Origin of the sequence: Mesorhizobium sp. BR1-1-15 (assembly GCF_020165475.1) — a bacterium.
Taxonomy (GTDB): Bacteria; Pseudomonadota; Alphaproteobacteria; order Rhizobiales; family Rhizobiaceae; genus Mesorhizobium.
This window is the reverse complement of the sequence record NZ_JAIUIF010000001.1, coordinates 205,972-222,605: the sequence shown is the minus strand read 5'-3', so window position 1 is coordinate 222,605 and position 16,634 is coordinate 205,972. Positions and strand designations below refer to the sequence as shown.

Genomic DNA, 16,634 nt, shown 5'->3' with positions numbered 1-16,634 from the left:
GCCGACGGAGGGAACCGGCGGCGCGCTCAAAGGGGCCAGACATCGGTCCCGGGGCGTCAACACGCAAAGGCGCGCCGTTGGCAGCGCCGACAGGGAGAAACTTCATGCTGAAAAACATGCTGAAGGCGACGGCATTCGCCACAACCATGGCGCTGGCCGCCGGAACATTCTACACGCCGGCCTTTGCCGAGGTCGTCTACAACAGAGGCACTGCTGCCGAATCCGAGTCGGTTGATCCGCATAAGACCTCGACGGTCTATGAAGCCAACGTCTTGCGCGACCTGTTCCAAGGTCTGGTGATGCAGGACGAGAAGGCCAACGTCATCCCCGGCGCCGCCGAGAGCTGGACGGTGTCTGATGACGGTACCGTTTACACCTTCAAGCTCAGGAAGGACGGCCAGTGGTCCGACGGCAGCCCGGTGACGGCCGAAGACTTCGTCTTCGCTTTCCGCCGCCTCGAAGACCCGGCCACGGCAGCCGAATATGCCTCGATGCTCTATCCCGTCAAGAACGCCGAGGAAGTCAACACCAAGAAGGGCAAGCCCGAGAACATGGGCGTCAAGGCGATCGACGCGACCACCCTTGAAGTGACGCTGAAGGCGCCGACGCCTTATTTCCTCGAAATGCTGACCCACCAGGCGACCTATCCGGTCAACAAGGCGTCCATGGACAAGCTCGGCGCCGACTGGATCAAGCCGGGCAATCTCGTTTCCAACGGCGCCTATACGCTGGCCGAGTGGGTTCCCAACGATCATATGAAACTGGTCAAGAATCCGAAATTCTGGGATGCCGGAAGCGTCAAGATCGACGTCGTCAACTACATCCCGACAGAGGATCGCTCCTCGGCGATGAAGCGCTTCGAGGCCGGCGAACTCGACAGCTACGACGATCTACCGACCGAGCAGCTCGCCGACCTCAAGGCCAAGTTCGGTGATCAGATCAAGGTGGGGCCGTATCTCGGCACCTATTACTACGCGATCAAGACCGACAAGAAGCCCTGGGACAATGTCGAGCTGCGCAATGCCATCTCGATGGCCATCGACCGCGATTTCATTGCAGAAAAGGTCTGGCAGAATTCAATGCTGCCAGGCTATTCGATGGTCCCTCCGGGCATCGAGGGCTACACGCCGGCGATGGCCAAATATGCCGACATGTCGCAGATCGACCGCGAGGACGCAGCCAAGAAAATCCTCGAGAAGCTCGGTTACACGCCGGAGCATCCGCTGAAGATGGAGATCCGTTACAACACCTCGGAGAACCACAAGAATACTGCGGTCGCCATCCAGGAACAGCTGAAGCCGCTCGGCGTCGACGTCACGCTGCTCAACACCGACACCAAGACCCACTACTCCTTCCTCGAGCAGAGGGGCGACTATGACGTTGCGCGCGCCGCCTGGATTGCCGACTACAAGGATCCCGAAACCTTCCTGGGCATCTCGCGCAAGGCCAGCGGCAACAACTATTCGGTCTATGACAGCCCGCAATACGAGGCGGCCATGGACAAGGCGGCCGCCGCCGGCGGCAAGCCGGAAGAGCGCATGAAGGAACTCGCCGCCGCCGAGCGTATCCTCGTCGACGACGTCGGCCAGATCCCGCTTCTCTACTATAGCTACCACGATATCGTTTCCCCGAAGCTGCACGGCTTCGTCGACAACGTCATGGACGTGCATCCGTCCCGCTTCATCTCCAAGGATTGAAAACCTTGATCGACCCGCCGCCCGTTCAGGACGGCGGTTCGAGCTGTCGTCGCATGGGGCCCGAAAGTCGAAATCGATTTTCGCAGGCCATGGTGCGAAGATGAGAGGTGCCAGAGCGCTGCGGGCGTCCGGTTGGATGCCCGTCACCCTGGCCGAAGCAGGGCACCGCCGATGCTACGCTACATTTTCAGGCGGCTTCTGACCGCCATTCCAACGCTATTCGTCATCGTGACCTTGGCGTTCTTCCTGATGCGCGTCGCACCGGGCGGCCCGTTCAACCAGGAGCGGGGCCTGAGCCCCGAGATCAGGGCCAATCTTGAAGCCCAGTTCGGGCTCGCCGACCCGCTCTGGCTGCAATATGTCCACTATCTCGGCAATCTCCTGCGCGGCAATTTCGGCCCGAGCTACAATATGCCGGACTTTACCGTCACCGAGCTTTTCGCGAAGGGCTTGCCTATTTCCATTCAGCTCGGCGCCTCCGCGCTGATCTTGGCGCTGCTGCTCGGCAGCGTGCTCGGTACCATTGCGGCGCTCAACCAGAACAAACTTGGCGACTACACGGTGATTGCGCTGGCAACCGCGGGCAGCACCATCCCGACCTTCGTCATCGCGCCGATTATCCAGCTCGTGTTCGGATTGACCTGGAAGCTGTTGCCGATCGGCGGCTGGGGCGATGGCGCGCTTATCAACAAGATCGGTCCCGTGCTGACGCTTGCCCTGCCGCAGATCGCCATCGTCGCCCGCCTGATGCGCGGCTCGATGATCGAATCGCTGCGCTCGCATCACATCCGCACGGCGCGCGCGCTCGGCCTGTCCGACTGGTCGGTGGTGGTCAAGCACGCGCTGCGCGGCGCCGTCCTGCCGATCGTCTCCTTCACCGGTCCGGCTGCCGCCGCCCTGCTCACCGGCTCGATCATCGTCGAGACGATCTTCTCCATTCCCGGCGTCGGGCGCTACTTCGTCGATGCCGCGCTCAACCGCGACTACACGCTGGTGATGGGGACGGTGGTGGTCATCGCCATCTTCACCATCGTCTTCAACCTGATCGTCGACGTCATGTACGCCGTCGTCGATCCGAGGGTGCGCTATGACTGATATCGCGATCGCCGCACCGGTCGTCGGCCGTTCGCTGTGGGGCGATGCCTGGGCGCGCCTCAAGGCCAACCGCGCTGCCATGTTCAGCCTCTACTATCTGATCCTGATCGCCGTGATCAGCGTGTTCGGGCCCTGGTTCGTGCCGCACCAATACACCACCATCTATGGTGATTATGTGCGTACGCCGCCGAGCCTGTCGGCCTATCCGAAGGCGGACATGATCGAGACCGCGCTTAATGAGGCGATCAAGCGCATGCGTGTCGACATCAAGGACTGGCGCCAGGACGGCAATCGCGTCTTCGTCACCGTCACCTCCAGCAAGGCGATCGACGACCGCAACATCCGCTATCTCGACCGGTCCGACGCCTTCGACGACACCAGGATCGAAAGCAAGTCGCCTGACGGCCTCGAAGCGACGATGAGCGCCTCGGTCAAGCAGCAATATTTTCTTTTCGGCACCGACAACACCGGCCGTGATCTGTTGTCGCGGACGCTGATGGCCGGGCGTGTCTCGCTGGCCATCGGTCTGCTCGCCGGCGTCGTGGCCGTGGCCATCGGCGTGCTCTATGGCGCCACTGCCGGTTTTGCCGGAGGCAGGGTCGACGAGGTGATGATGCGCATCGTCGACGTGCTTTATTCGCTGCCCTTCATCTTCTTCGTCATCATGCTGGTGGTGTTCTTCGGCCGCAACTTCGTGCTGATGTTCCTGGCGGTCGGCGCCGTGCTGTGGCTCGACATGGCCCGCATCGTGCGCGGCCAGGCGCTGTCCATCCGCCGCCAGGAATATGTCCAGGCGGCCGAGGCCATGGGCGTCGGCCAGCGCGGCATCCTTTTGCGCCACGTCATTCCCAACCTGCTCGGGCCGGTGGTGATCTACATGACGCTGCTGGTGCCGCAGGTCATTATCCTGGAGAGCTTTCTGTCGTTTCTCGGGCTCGGCATCCAGGAGCCGATGACCAGCTGGGGCGTGCTGATCTCGGTCGGCGCCAAGAATATCGGCACTGCAAACTGGCTGCTTCTGTTCCCTGCCTTCTTCCTGGTCTCCACCTTGTTCGCCCTGAACTTCGTCGGCGACGGCCTGCGCGATGCGCTCGACCCCAAGGACCGCTAAGATGGACGCAGCAGAGACCATTCTCAGCGTAAAGGATCTTCGCGTGCGCTTCCGCACCCTCGACGGCGCGGTCGAGGCGGTGAAAGGCATCAACATCCACGTCAAGGCGGGCGAAACCGTCGCCGTGGTCGGCGAATCCGGCTCCGGCAAGAGCCAAACGATGATGGCGGCGATGAGCCTGCTGGCCTCCAATGGAGAAGCCACCGGCAGTGTCGATTATCGCGGCCGCAATCTTCTGACGCTAAGCAAATCCGAGTTGAACAAGGTCCGCGGCCGCAAGATCAGCATGATCTTCCAGGAGCCGATGACCTCGCTCGATCCGCTCTATTCGATCGGCAACCAGCTGATCGAACCGATTCGCCGGCATCGGGGCTTGAATGCGGCGCAAGCGCGCGAGGAGGCGCTCAACCTGCTCAGGCTGGTGCATATTCCCGATCCCGAACGGCGCATGAAATCCTATCCGCACGAAATGTCGGGTGGCCAGCGCCAGCGCGTCATGATCGCCATGGCTTTGGCAAACGATCCCGATATCCTGATTGCCGACGAACCAACGACGGCGCTCGACGTCACCATCCAGGCGCAGATCCTCATGCTACTTGCCGAGCTGCAGCGCAAGCTCGGCATGGCGATCGTCTTCATCACCCACGATCTCGGCATCGTGCGGCGCTTTGCCGACCGGGTCTATGTCATGCGCTCCGGCGAGGTGGTGGAGGAGGGGGACGCGCAAGCCATCTTCGCCAGTCCTCAGCATGCCTACACCAAGATGCTGCTGGCGGCCGAGCCGACCGGGACCAAGGCGCCGCCGCCGGCCAATGCGCCCGTCCTGCTCGAAGGCAGAAACGTCGAGGTCACCTTCCGCATCGGCGGCGGCTTTCTGGCCGGCGAACCGCTGATGCTGCGCGCCGTCGACCATATCTCGATCAGGCTGAGGCGCAATCAGACGATCGGCATCGTCGGCGAATCAGGCTCTGGAAAATCGACGCTTGGCCGCGCTTTGCTGCGGCTGTTGCCGAGCGATGGCGTGATCCGCTTCGGCGACCGCGATATCTCGACCGCCGACCGCCAGACGATGCGGCCGCTGCGGCGCCAATTGCAGCTGGTCTTCCAGGATCCGTTCGGTTCGCTGTCGCCGCGCATGACCATCGGCCAGGTCATTACCGAAGGGTTGCTGGTGCATGAACCGAACCTCTCGGGCAAGCAGCGCGACCAGCGCGCCGTCGAGGCGCTGCGTGAAGTCGGCCTCGATCCCAATTCGCGCAATCGCTATCCGCACGAATTCTCAGGCGGCCAGCGCCAGCGCATCGCAATCGCCCGGGCCATGATTCTCAAGCCCAAGCTGGTGGTGCTGGACGAGCCGACCTCCGCCCTCGACCGCTCGGTGCAGAAGCAGATCGTGGAGTTGCTGCGCAAGCTGCAGGCCGACCATGAGCTGTCTTACCTCTTCATCAGCCACGATCTGGCCGTGGTGCGCGCCATGGCCGACTACATCATCGTCATGAAGCAGGGCAAGATCGTCGAGGAAGGGCCGACGGAAGACATTTTCAGCAATCCGCAGGCCGGCTACACGCAGACGCTGATGAGCGCCGCAATCGATGTCACGCGGTTTCGCTTGAGTGCGTGAGGCGAGCCGGGGCGGCGGCGCCTCAGCTCAACTCGCCAGCCCTGGGCATTTGCGCGCCCTGGCGGCGGCCATGGCCGCTTGCTGCTGCTTCAGCCGATCGATCCTGGTCGTTTCGCGATTGGCGACGGCGGCCTTGACGCTTGAGCCGCCCAGCAGCCATCTCGGAACACTGGTGCTGGCGACCTTGCCCCGCGTGATGGCTGTCTGCGAGATGTCTTTGGCGGCTTCGCCTATGGCGCTGTTCAGTTCGGCGCATGTCATCTTGTCGTAATTCGCCGGATCGATCGATCCGCTGGTCGACGCGCAGCCTCCGACAAGGGCGAGGAGGAGCACGGGGATGAACGGCCTGCTGGGGGTCGAATGCAATTTCATGTCCACGACCTTACTCCAGCGTAAGCGACCATGGCCACCCTCCGATATGTCCGCATGCGTGCGTACGCCGAAACGAACCGGGGTCATTCACATTCACGACGGACACGAGTTCGACCTAGGCGGAACCCTTGAAAGAGAGCCTGCGAGCCCCATCTGCGTTGACAAATATTCCTGGTTGGTTGATGGCTGAGGCGATATCCTATATCAGCGGACAGAACGAGCTTGTCATTGCGCGGCTATTGCCTACATCGATCGTTTGTCGAAAATTTTGGATTCTTTTTGGCTGAAATGGAATAGTCATTCCATGAAAAGTTGGATCAAGAATTCAAAAGAGCCGGCAAAGGCGCTGCCGAAGGCTGGCAACGTACAATCAATACTCATAAATCAGACGAAGTTTATCGGGGATGTTGTTCTAACTTCGGTTCTGGTCAGGCATCTGCGGGCAGAGTTTCCGAACGCGACGATCACCATGCTATGCCAGGCGGCGCTGGCGAAATTCGTTCTGGAGCAAGGCATCGCCGACAGCGTGGTTTCGCTCGATCGCGGCAAAATGCGCGGCTCCCCTTTCGAGCGCATGTCCGGAATGACCAGGCTCCTGCACGATCTGAGGAAGTCGGATTATGATCTTATCATCGATCTGTCCGACTCCAAGACATCACGGCTTGTGATGCGCTTCGTCAAGGCGCCTTTTCGCGTAGGCTATGTTCCATCGGAGCAGCCCCTGAAATTCTGGGAGCGCCAAAGCGCCAACATCTTTGCCGCCACATACGGCCATGGCGGCGAGCATTATCTGCATCGGTACCTGTCGCCGCTGTTTGCCCTTGGCATTCCTGTGACCGATCCTATTCCGTCCCTCAAGCCAACCGAATCCGGTTCGCGTCAGGCAAAGCAGCTGCTTGCCCGACACGAATTGGAAACGAAGTCGTTTGTCGCCGTCCATGCCGGCGCCAGTTTCCCAGGCCGTTGCTGGCAGCCGGATCGTTTCGCATCGGTCCTGGGAGAGATTTACCGTCGAAAGGGTCTCCGGGCGGTCATCGTTGGCGGCCCGGACGAGGCAGGTATCGCAGGCAAGGTGTTGGATGCGGCAACATCGCCGATCGTAAATCTCGTTGGCCAGGCACCCCTGACCACCCTTTTGCCCCTGCTGGGCGAGGCCCTGATCTTCCTGGGCAACGAAAGCGGACCCATGCACCTGGCCGCGGCCATGAAAACGCCCGTCGTTGGCCTGTTCGGTCTGACCCAACCCGACATCTGGGGGCCTCTTGGCGTTCCCAACCGTACGCTGCAGCCTCCGATGCCATGCAAGTGCATAGCGCCGGGCCTCTGCAAGGTGGGCAATGCAGGGGGCGTTTATTGCGTTCAACGGCTTGACGCCGCCGACGTCACCAAAGCGGCAATCGAACTCATAGAACGCGTCAGCTAAACCAATTCCAGGAAAAGTGCGCAGCGGTTTTTCCGTCCGGAATTGCGTAAAGCGATGAATTGGAGCCGGAATTGCGTAAAGCGATGAATTGGAGCAGGCGACGATCAAACATCGAGCCGCTGCAGCGGGAACAACAAACACGCGTATCGCTTTGTTTTTCTGGTCGGAGTGGCAGGATTTGAACCTGCGACCCCCTCGTCCCGAACGAGGTGCGCTACCAGGCTGCGCTACACTCCGTGACCAGACGCGGGCTTATAGCCGCCGCATCTGGTTCCTGCAAGCGTCAATGGCAGCACTTCTGTCGCATTTCGCCAGCTTTCTTCGCGAGCCTGTTTCAGCGCCTCGAATAAACGCCGCTTAAAGGCTTCCGTGGTAGGGCACTCCTCGGCAAACGTTTGCGCGATTTGTGTTTCCAGCCGCCCGGAGATTTCCAGTCTTGACCCTCAGGATCGTTGGCGAAGCACGGCCCAACAGTTTCGGATTGCCGGAGCTTGTCGTGGTGGTGGAGAGCCCGGTATCGTCGCAGCGGCGCCGGCAGACGTTCGACGCGGTGCTGCGCCGTAGTCCGGAAGTCGGCGCCTACAACCAGATCTTTTGACAAGGGCATCATGAGCCAGCGCATCGTCAGTTTCGTCATGAGCGGCGGCGTCGGCTCGCGGCTCTGGCCGCTGTCGCGCGAGGACAATCCCAAGCAGTTCCACGACCTTTCGGGCGACGGCTCGATGCTGGCAAAGACCTTGCGCCGGCTGGCGTCACGGCCCAGCGGCGATACGCCCATCTTCATGATCGCTTCCGAACGCCATGCCGAGCGCGTCCATGCCGATCTCGCCGGCATAAACCTTGCCGGCGGTGGGCCGCTGTTCGAACCTACCGGCCGCAACACCGCCGCGGCGGTGGCGCTGGCAAGCCTGCGCACGCTCGCCGAATTCGGTGACGAACTGGTGCTGGTGGTGCCGTCCGATCACGAGATTTCGACCGCGCGGCAATTCTGGCAGAGCGTCGAGGCGGGCACCGCCGCTGCCAGCGCCGGGCGGCTGGTGGTGTTCGGCCTCAAGCCGACACAGCCGGAGACCGGCTATGGCTACATCGAAGTCGCCGCCGAAAGAGCAGGCGTGTTCGATGTCTCGCGCTTCGTCGAAAAGCCGGACCTTGCCACCGCCCAGGCCTATCTCGAAGCCGGCAATTTCCACTGGAACACCGGCATCTTCCTGTTTCGCGCCGGCGCCATGCGTGATGCTTTCGCAGCTTTCGAGCCGAAGATCTGGCAGGCGACCGAAGCTGCCTACAAGGCTGCGACATCGGACCTTTCCGGCTTCTACATGCCGCTGGACCTCTACGGCGCCATTCCTTCGGTCTCGATCGACTATGCCATCATGGAGCGGGCAAAGGACATCGCCATGGTGCCGGCCAGCTTTCGCTGGAACGATCTCGGCTCCTGGCAGTCGCTGCTCGATGTCGGGCCTGCCGATAGCCAAGGCAATGTCATCGCCGGCGACGTCGTCGCCATCGATTGCGAGAATTCCTACATTCGCAGCGATGGCCGGCTGCTGTCGGCCATCGGCATGAGAGATGTCGCCATCGTCTCGACATCGGACGCTACCTTCGTCGCCCCGGTCAGCCATAGCCAGCACGTCAAGAAGATCGTTGAGCAGCTCGAAAAATCCGGCCGGTTGGAAACCCGCTTCACGCCTGCCCACGACCGGGTCATCGAAAGCGGCGCTTGGCGTCGCCGCGTCCATCACTGGCTGCTTCAGGAGACGCTTCCGCTGTGGTCGACATCAGGCGTCGACGAACGCTATGGCGGATTCCACGAGGCTCTTGGCTTCGACGCCACGCCGCTGATGAAGCCCAAGCGCATGCGCACGCAGGCCCGCCAGGTCTACGCCTTTGCGGTCGCCAAGCAACGCGGCTGGGACGGCCCGGCCGACCGGCTCATCGCCCACGGCATCGACTTCATGGCCGGAAGCGGCCGAACGGCAAGGGGCGGCTGGGTGCGTACCCTCGACATCGACGGTTCGGTCGCCGACCCGGTCGAGGACGCCTACGATCATTCCTGCGTGCTTCTGGCGCTGGCGCATGCCCACATGTCGGGCCATCCGGATGCGCTGCGGCTCGGCGAAGAGACCTTCGCCTTCCTCGATGCCCATCTCGAGGATAGCCGCATGACCGGCTTTCTCGAAACCTCGGACGGGCAGGGCGAGCGGCGCTCCAATCCGCACATGCATTTTTTGGAAGCCTTCCTCGCCTGGCACGAGGCGACAGGCGAGCGCGCTTATCTGCGCCGCGCGGCACGCATCATCGACCTGTTCCGCAACCACTTCTTCGATCCCGAAAGCTGGACGCTGGGTGAATATTTCGACGCCGGCTGGAGGCCCGTGGCGGGCGAGAAGGGTACCTGGACCGAGCCCGGCCATCATTTCGAATGGGCCGCGCTGCTTGTCGATTTCGCCGCTCTTAGCGGCCAGGCCGAACTGAGTGGCTTCGCCAGGAAACTCTATGCCTCGGCCATCGCCAATGGCCTCAACCGCGCCACAGGCCTTGCGTATGGCGCCGTCTCCCGGCAGGGTCTGCCGCTGGACCTGGTCTCGCGTAGTTGGCCACAGGCCGAAGCGGTCAAGGCGGCGATTGCGTTGGACGGTTCTGGCGGACCCGATCTCAAGCCGGAGATCGAGGAACGCGTAGGCCGGCTGTTCCGCTGGCACATCGACCCGGCGCCGCTGGGTCTGTGGATCGACCGCGTCGACGAGCGCGGCCGCTCGCGGGCATCAGATGTGCCGGCCAGCATTTTTTATCATCTCGTGTGCGCGCTCACGCAGTATCTGGATGGGACTGCCGAGAAGGGCGGCTGAGAAAGAGGCGCTGTCCCGACGACATTTTGCTCAATAAGGGCTGACCACATCCCCGGTCTCGACATAAACCGCCTTCATCTGCGAATAGAGCGCCAGCGCGGCCAGTGAATTTTCTCGCCCAATGCCGGATTGCTTGACACCGCCGAAGGGGATTTCGACCGGGGTCAGGTTGTAGGTGTTGATCCAGCACGTGCCGGCCCGCAGCTCGGCGATGACGCGGTGGGCGCGCGACAGGTCGCGCGTGAACACGCCGGCCGCGAGACCGAACTCAGTGTCGTTGGCGCGCTCGACCACCTCGTCCTCGCCGTCGAATTTCAGCACGCTCATGACAGGCCCAAAGATTTCTTCGCGCGCGATGCGCATGCTGTCGCTCACCCCGGTGAACACCGTCGGCTCGACGAAGAAGCCGCCTTCAAAACCTTGCAGCGAAGGCACGTTGCCGCCGCAGGCGAGCGTGGCGCCTTCTTGCTTGCCCGCCGCGATGTAGGAGACGACCTTCTCCTGCTGTGCCTTGCTGACCAGCGGGCCCATCTGGGTTTCGGCATCGAGTGGGTCGCCGATGCGGATCTTCTTGGTTCGCTCGACGAGCCGGTCGACGAAGCGGTCATGGATGCCCTTCTGGACGAAGACGCGCGTGCCGTTGGAGCAGATCTGCCCCGTCGAATAGAAATTGCCGAGCATGGCGCCGCCGACGGCATTCTCGAGATCGGCGTCGTCGAAGACGATCAGCGGCGACTTGCCGCCGAGTTCCATCGTCGCGTGCTTCATCTTCGAGCCGGCGAGCGACAGCACCTTGCGGCCGGTCGGCACCGAGCCGGTCACCGACACCTTGGCCACGACATCGTGGCTGACTAGGCTGGCGCCGACATCGCCATAGCCTTGCACGACGTTGAACAGCCCGTCGGGCAGGCCTGCCTCGCTGTAGATCTCGGCCAGGGCCAATGCCGACAATGGCGTGTTTTCCGATGGTTTGAACACCATGGCGTTGCCCATGGCGAGCGCGGGCGCGGATTTCCAGCCGGCGATCTGGATTGGATAGTTCCAGGCGCCTATGCCGACGCAAACGCCGAGCGCCTCGCGCCGCGTGTAGGCGAAGGGCCCGCCCAGATCGACAGCCTCGCCATTGTAAGCTGCAACCGCGCCGCCGAAATATTCCAGGCAATCCGCGGCCGATGGCGCATCCGCCACCAGCGTTTCCTGAATCGCCTTACCGGTGTCGAGCGTCTCGAGGCGGGCAAGATCGGCGTTGCGGGCGCGCAAGATGTCGGCGGCGCGGCGCAGGATGCGGCCGCGCTCCACCGGCTTCAGCCGCGCCCAAGCCGGTTGCGCGGCACGCGCAGCCTCGATGGCGAGTTCCAGCACGTTCGGCGTCGCCGAGCGCAGCAGGGCGATGGTCTCGCCGGTTGCCGGATAGATGACCGGCAGTGGCGCGCCTTGCTCGTCGTCTATGTAGCGTCCGTTGACATAGTGCGATGCCGTTGGCTGGGCGCGCATGGGCTTCTCCAAATCGTCTTAGCGGCATGCCGATCGTGCGGTTGCACGATCATGCTCTATCTGTCGGACGCCTGCCAGCGGGGATTGATCCATGGTTCCTGGTTGGAAGGCGCCAGCGGCGTGCGGCCGAGAATGTGGTCGGAAGCCTTCTCGCCAGTCATGATCGACGGCGCGTTGAGGTTGCCGTTGGTGACGCGCGGGAAGATAGAGGAATCGGCTACCCGCAGGCCCTCGACGCCGATCACGCGGCATTCCGGATCGACGACGCTCGTGACCTCGTCGGCGCGGCCCATCCGGCAGGTGCCGCAGGGATGATAGGCGCTTTCGGCGTGATCCCTGATGAAGATGTCGAGGTCGTCGTCCGATTGCACGTGGCTGCCGGGCGAAATTTCCTGGCCGCGGAAGCCGTCGAAGGCCTTCTGGCCGAAAATCTCGCGCGTCAGCCTGATGCAGTGGCGGAACTCGCTCCAGTCGTCGGGATGCGACATGTAGTTGAAGTGGATCACCGGTTTCGAATTCGGATCCGGCGAGCGCAGCGTCACCGAGCCGCGCGACTTCGAGCGCATTGGCCCGACATGCGCCTGAAAACCATGCGACTTCGCCGCCGCCTTGCCGTCATAGCGCACCGCCGCCGGGATGAAGTGGTACTGGATATCAGGATAGTCGACGCCGGCGCGCGAGCGCACGAAGGCAGCCGCCTCGAAATGATTGGTGGCGCCAAGGCCGGTCTTGAAGAACAGCCACTGCGCCCCGATCATCGCCTTGGAGAACGGATTGAGCACCGAATTTAGCGTGATCGGCTTTGTCGATTCCTGCTGGATATAGAGTTCCAGATGGTCCTGCAGGTTGCGGCCGACGCCGGGTCTATCGGCTACCACCGCGATGCCGTTTTCCCTGAGATGCTCTGCAGGCCCGATTCCCGACAGCATCAGGATTTTCGGCGAGTTGATCGACGATGCCGCGACGATCACCTCACGTCGCGCCTTAACGACCTGAATCTGTTTGCGAGCTTCGATCTCGACGCCGATGGCGCGTTGATTCTCGATGATCACCCGTCGCGCAAAGCCCTTGACCAAGCTTACGTTTTTGCGCCCGAGCGCCGGCTTCAGATAGGCTGATGCCGCCGACCAGCGGCGGCCGCCGAAAATGGTCTGCTCCATCGGGCCGAACCCCTCTTGCCTGGAGCCATTATAGTCGTCGGTCAGTTCGAAGCCGGCTTGGCGGCCCGCCTCGACGAAGGCGCCATAGAGCGGGTTTTTCCGCGTGCCGCGCCGCACGTGCAGCGGCCCACCACGGCCCCGCCAGCCGTCCTCGCCGCCCTCCGCATCTTCCATGCGCTTGAAATAGGGAAGCACGTCGGCGAAACCCCAGCCGGCGGCTCCCTGTTCGGCCCAGTGGTCGAAGTCGCGGGCGTGGCCGCGCACATAGACCATGCCGTTGATCGAGGACGAGCCTCCGATCACCTTGCCGCGCGGCGTCGCCAGCACGCGGCCGCCGAGATGCGGCTCGGGCTCGCTGGCAAAACCCCAGTCGTAGAGGCTCATGTTGAGCGGGATCGACAGCGCCGATGGCATCTGGATCAGCGGCCCGATATCGGAGCCGCCGAATTCGATAACGATGACCGAGTGCTTGCCATCCTCCGACAGGCGATAGGCCATGGCCGAGCCGGCGGAGCCGGAGCCGATGATGACGAAATCCGCTTCAAGCATTGTTCATATGCGCCCATCGTTCATATGCGTGATGAAATCGGCGAGCGAGACATTGCCGCCGGTAGCCACCACAAGGACGGTCTTGCCGGCCACATCCACCTTGCCGCCGAGCAGTGCCGACAGCGAGGCAGCTCCGGACGGCTCAAGCACCAGCTTCATCCGCTCGAAGGCGATTTTCATTGCCCGCCGCACCAAGGCGTCGTCGACAGTGATGCCGCGAACGCCGGCGGTTCTGACCGCCGCGAACGGCGCGTCGCCGGGCCGCCGCGACATCAGCCCGTCACAGATCGAATTCGGGGCGAGCGGCATGGTCTCGATGCTGCCATGCGCCAACGAGGCGCCCATGCCGTTGAAACCTTCGGGCTCGACGCCGATGATTTCCGTGGCCGGCGACAGATAGTGGAAAGCGAGCGAAACGCCGCCGATCAGGCCGCCGCCGCCGACCGAGCAGAACAGCACGTCCGCCTTCGCGCCCTTGGCAGAAAGCTGCTCCAGCGCCTCCAGCCCGGCACCTGCCTGGCCGGCGACGATTTCCGGATCGTCGAAGGGATGCAGCAATGTCAGCGCTTCGGTCTCGGCGATCTCGCGCGCCTTGGCGGCAGCGACTTCCTCACGCGCGCGCTCGCCGTGATCGGTAAGCACCACGCGCGCGCCGTAGCCTGCTGTGGCGTCGCGCTTGGCGGCCGGAGCGTCGATCGGCATGACGATGGTGACGGGAATGCCGAGCGCCTGGCCCGCAGCCGCCAGTCCTTGCGCGAAATTGCCGGAAGAATAAGCGACGACGCCCTTCTTGGCTTCGTCGGGCGACAGCCGCTTCAGCCGCCAATAGGCGCCCCGAACCTTGAACGATCCCGCCCATTGCAGCGATTCCGCCTTGACGAAGACGCGAGCGGCGCCGGTTTCCCTGGCGAGCGCCGCCGATTCCAGCAGCGGCGTGATCTGCGTCGCCTTGGCGGTGACCGCATAGGCTTGCTGCAGGTGGTCGAGTGAGGGGACAAGCGTAGTCATCATTCGCCTCGCGGATACCGCTTGCTCTCCTCGAGAGTGTCGAGGTTCATGTGGTTGCGCATGTAGCGCTCGGACGCTTTCTGCAGCGGCTGGAAATCCCAGGGGTAGTAGGCGCCGTTGCGCAGCGCCCGATAGACGACCCAGCGGCGCGCCTGGCTTTCGCGCACCGCAGCGTCGAAAGCGGCCATGTCCCAGCGCGCCCGCACCTTGTCCATGAACGCCGCGACCAGCGGTTCGTTGGCCGGATCGGCCGCGAGGTTTTCCCGCTCCAGCGGATCGGATTGGAGATCGAACAGTTGCGGCGCATCGAGCTCGCAATGGACGAACTTGTATCGGCCCTCGCGGATAGCCACCAGAGGCGCGTATGAACCCTCAGCCGCATATTCCATCAGCACAGGCGCGCTGCGCCGCTCACCGTCGATCAGAGGCAGCAGCGATTGGCCATCGGTCCATGGCGCGACGGCATCGATGTCGATGCCGGCGAGGTCGCAAAGCGTCGGCGTCACGTCGAGATTGGAAACCGGCGCTTCGATCAGCCCGGCCGCAACGCCCCTGCCGGCAATCATCAGCGGCACCCGCGCCGAGCCCTCGAAGAAGCTCATCTTGAACCATAGGCCGCGCTCGCCGAGCATGTCGCCATGGTCGGAGCAGAACAGGATGGTGGTGTCGTCAAGCATGCGCGTTCGCTTGAGGACGTCCAGGAGCTCGCCGAGCTTGTCGTCGACATAGGAAATATTGGCGAAATAGCCACGCCGCGAACGGCGCACCTGCTCAGGGGTGATCTGGAACGACGGATAATCGCTGGCGACATACAGCCGCTGCGAATGCGTATCCTGTTCGTCATACGCAATGAAATTGGTTTCCGGGTCGAGCGCCTGGCAATTTTCGTAGAGGTCCCAGTACTGCTTGCGCGCGACATAGGGGTCGTGCGGATGTGACAGCGAAACGGTCAGGCACCAGGGCCGGCGCTCCTCATCATCCTGCTCCCGCGAAAGCTGGTAGAGCTTCTGCGTGGCGAGGAACACGACCTCGTCGTCATATTCCATCTGGTTGGTGGTTTCCGCAATGCCGGCCCCGGTCACCGAACCCAGATTGTGATACCACCAGTCGATGCGCTCGCCGGGCTTACGATAATCCGGCGTCCAACCGAAATCGGCGGGGTAGATGTCCGTGGTCAGCCGTTCCTCGAAGCCGTGCAACTGGTCCGGCCCGACGAAGTGCATCTTGCCCGACAGGCAAGTATGGTAGCCGGCGGCGCGCAGATGATGAGCGAAGGTCGGGATCGACGAGGCGAACTCGGCGGCGTTGTCATAGACTCCGGTGCGCGACGGCAACTGGCCGCTCATGAACGAGGCACGGCCCGGCGCACAGAGCGGCGAGCCGGTGTAATTGTTGCGGAAGCGCGCCGAGCGGGCGGCCAACGCCTTCAGATGCGGCGCGTGCAGGAAGTCAGCCGGCCCGTCCGGAAAGAAAGTTCCGTTGAGCTGATCGACCATGACGATCAGGAAGTTAGGGTGCTTGCGTGTCACTGCGTCTGCCGTCCGCTGAGTTTCGTTTCGAGATAGTCCTCGACCAATGCGATCGCGGTCGCGGCATCGGGCACGCCGTCCTTGAGCGCGCGCCTGATATAGAGCCCGTCGATCATCGCCGCCGTCGCTTCGGCGACGCGGTCGGCCTCGGCTCGGGACAGGATGCCGGCCAGCCCGCTCATCAGGTTCGAATGCAGCCGCCGCGCATAAATTCTGAGCAGCCGGCGCAGCGCAGCCGATTTCTGCGCCTCGACATAGAAGGCGAGCCAGGCGGCGATCGTTTCGGCACGGAACTGGATCTCGGAGAAGTTGACGGCCACGACCGCCGAGACGCGTTCGCGTGGGGAACCGGTGGATTGAAGCGCGCGCCGCATGTCTGTGGTCAGTTCGGCCAGGATATGCCGCATCGTCGCGAACAGCAGCTCATCCTTGACGCCGAAATAGTGATGGGCCAGCGCCGACGACACGCCGGCGCGCCCGGCGATCTCCGACATCGTCACGTCAAGCGAGCCGCGCTCGCCGATCGCCGAGATCGTCGCGTCGATGAGCGCTTTGCGGCGCAGTGGCTCCATTCCGACTTTCGGCATGCTGTTCCCATTGTTTCGGTGAAGATTATTTTTTATTGACGGGTCAATCAACAAAAATTCAGCCCAAACAACAACCGATTGTCGGCTCTGGCTCATCCCGCGGACTGGAAAACGGTTCATTATTGAACAATATTGAGTG

The 16,634-nt window shown here is 62.8% G+C and carries 13 protein-coding genes and 1 tRNA gene; 7 read left to right on the top strand and 7 right to left on the bottom strand.

Going from position 1 to position 16,634, the window contains the following annotated elements; translation table 11 throughout:
- Positions 1-104: 104 nt before the first annotated feature.
- From LB541_RS01100 to LB541_RS01085, 4 genes are all read left to right on the top strand, one after another.
- The gene (locus LB541_RS01100; protein ID WP_140559418.1) at positions 105-1,697 is read left to right on the top strand and encodes a peptide ABC transporter substrate-binding protein; all 1,593 of its coding nucleotides are present in this window, start codon (positions 105-107) and stop codon (positions 1,695-1,697) included.
- A 171-nt stretch (positions 1,698-1,868) separates the two neighbouring features.
- Positions 1,869-2,792, top strand: coding sequence for an ABC transporter permease subunit (locus LB541_RS01095; protein ID WP_140494801.1), 924 nt, complete (start codon positions 1,869-1,871; stop codon positions 2,790-2,792).
- Positions 2,785-3,903 carry an ABC transporter permease gene (locus tag LB541_RS01090; protein ID WP_140494797.1) on the top strand — a complete coding sequence of 373 codons (1,119 nt, stop codon included), beginning with the start codon at positions 2,785-2,787 and terminating at the stop codon, positions 3,901-3,903. Before LB541_RS01095 ends, LB541_RS01090 begins: the two co-directional genes overlap by 8 nt.
- Before the next feature lies 1 nt (position 3,904).
- The gene (locus LB541_RS01085; RefSeq protein ID WP_140520752.1) at positions 3,905-5,524 is read left to right on the top strand and encodes an ABC transporter ATP-binding protein; all 1,620 of its coding nucleotides are present in this window, start codon (positions 3,905-3,907) and stop codon (positions 5,522-5,524) included.
- 27 nt (positions 5,525-5,551) lie between these two features.
- Here the strand turns inward: LB541_RS01085 and LB541_RS01080 are convergent, their stop codons facing one another.
- On the bottom strand, positions 5,552-5,896 hold the full coding sequence (locus LB541_RS01080) for a hypothetical protein (protein WP_140663382.1): 345 nt from the start codon (positions 5,894-5,896) through the stop codon (positions 5,552-5,554).
- A 304-nt stretch (positions 5,897-6,200) separates the two neighbouring features.
- On the opposite strand from LB541_RS01080, the gene LB541_RS01075 reads away from it, so the two are divergent.
- Positions 6,201-7,319: a glycosyltransferase family 9 protein gene (locus LB541_RS01075; RefSeq protein ID WP_140520751.1), complete on the top strand. Its 1,119-nt coding sequence runs from the start codon at positions 6,201-6,203 to the stop codon at positions 7,317-7,319.
- Between the two features lie 160 nt (positions 7,320-7,479).
- Here the strand turns inward: LB541_RS01075 and LB541_RS01070 are convergent.
- Positions 7,480-7,556: transfer RNA gene (locus LB541_RS01070), tRNA-Pro, on the bottom strand.
- Positions 7,557-7,755: 199 nt separating this feature from the next.
- Here LB541_RS01070 and LB541_RS01065 point away from each other — a divergent pair.
- Entirely contained in the window at positions 7,756-7,917 is a 162-nt protein-coding gene (locus LB541_RS01065; RefSeq protein WP_181167211.1) for a hypothetical protein, read from the top strand.
- A gap of 10 nt (positions 7,918-7,927) precedes the next feature.
- Positions 7,928-10,168 (top strand): AGE family epimerase/isomerase, encoded by a 2,241-nt coding sequence (locus tag LB541_RS01060; RefSeq protein ID WP_140671990.1) that lies wholly within the window; start codon positions 7,928-7,930, stop codon positions 10,166-10,168.
- A 30-nt stretch (positions 10,169-10,198) separates the two neighbouring features.
- Here the strand turns inward: LB541_RS01060 and betB are convergent, their stop codons facing one another.
- From betB to betI, 5 genes are read right to left on the bottom strand one after another with little or no spacing between them, the layout of a single operon-like run.
- Entirely contained in the window at positions 10,199-11,662 is a 1,464-nt protein-coding gene (betB, locus tag LB541_RS01055) for a betaine-aldehyde dehydrogenase (protein ID WP_140649130.1), read from the bottom strand.
- A gap of 56 nt (positions 11,663-11,718) precedes the next feature.
- Positions 11,719-13,371 carry a choline dehydrogenase gene (gene betA / locus LB541_RS01050; protein WP_140649132.1) on the bottom strand — a complete coding sequence of 551 codons (1,653 nt, stop codon included), beginning with the start codon at positions 13,369-13,371 and terminating at the stop codon, positions 11,719-11,721.
- Positions 13,372-13,374: 3 nt separating this feature from the next.
- Positions 13,375-14,382 carry a threonine/serine dehydratase gene (locus tag LB541_RS01045; RefSeq protein WP_140649134.1) on the bottom strand — a complete coding sequence of 336 codons (1,008 nt, stop codon included), beginning with the start codon at positions 14,380-14,382 and terminating at the stop codon, positions 13,375-13,377.
- Positions 14,379-15,908: a choline-sulfatase gene (gene betC, locus LB541_RS01040; RefSeq protein ID WP_140494782.1), complete on the bottom strand. Its 1,530-nt coding sequence runs from the start codon at positions 15,906-15,908 to the stop codon at positions 14,379-14,381. The genes LB541_RS01045 and betC overlap by 4 nt, the downstream gene beginning before the upstream one ends.
- Positions 15,905-16,495 carry a choline-responsive transcriptional repressor BetI gene (gene betI, locus LB541_RS01035; RefSeq protein ID WP_140494780.1) on the bottom strand — a complete coding sequence of 197 codons (591 nt, stop codon included), beginning with the start codon at positions 16,493-16,495 and terminating at the stop codon, positions 15,905-15,907. Before betI ends, betC begins: the two co-directional genes overlap by 4 nt.
- Positions 16,496-16,634 lie beyond the last annotated feature (139 nt).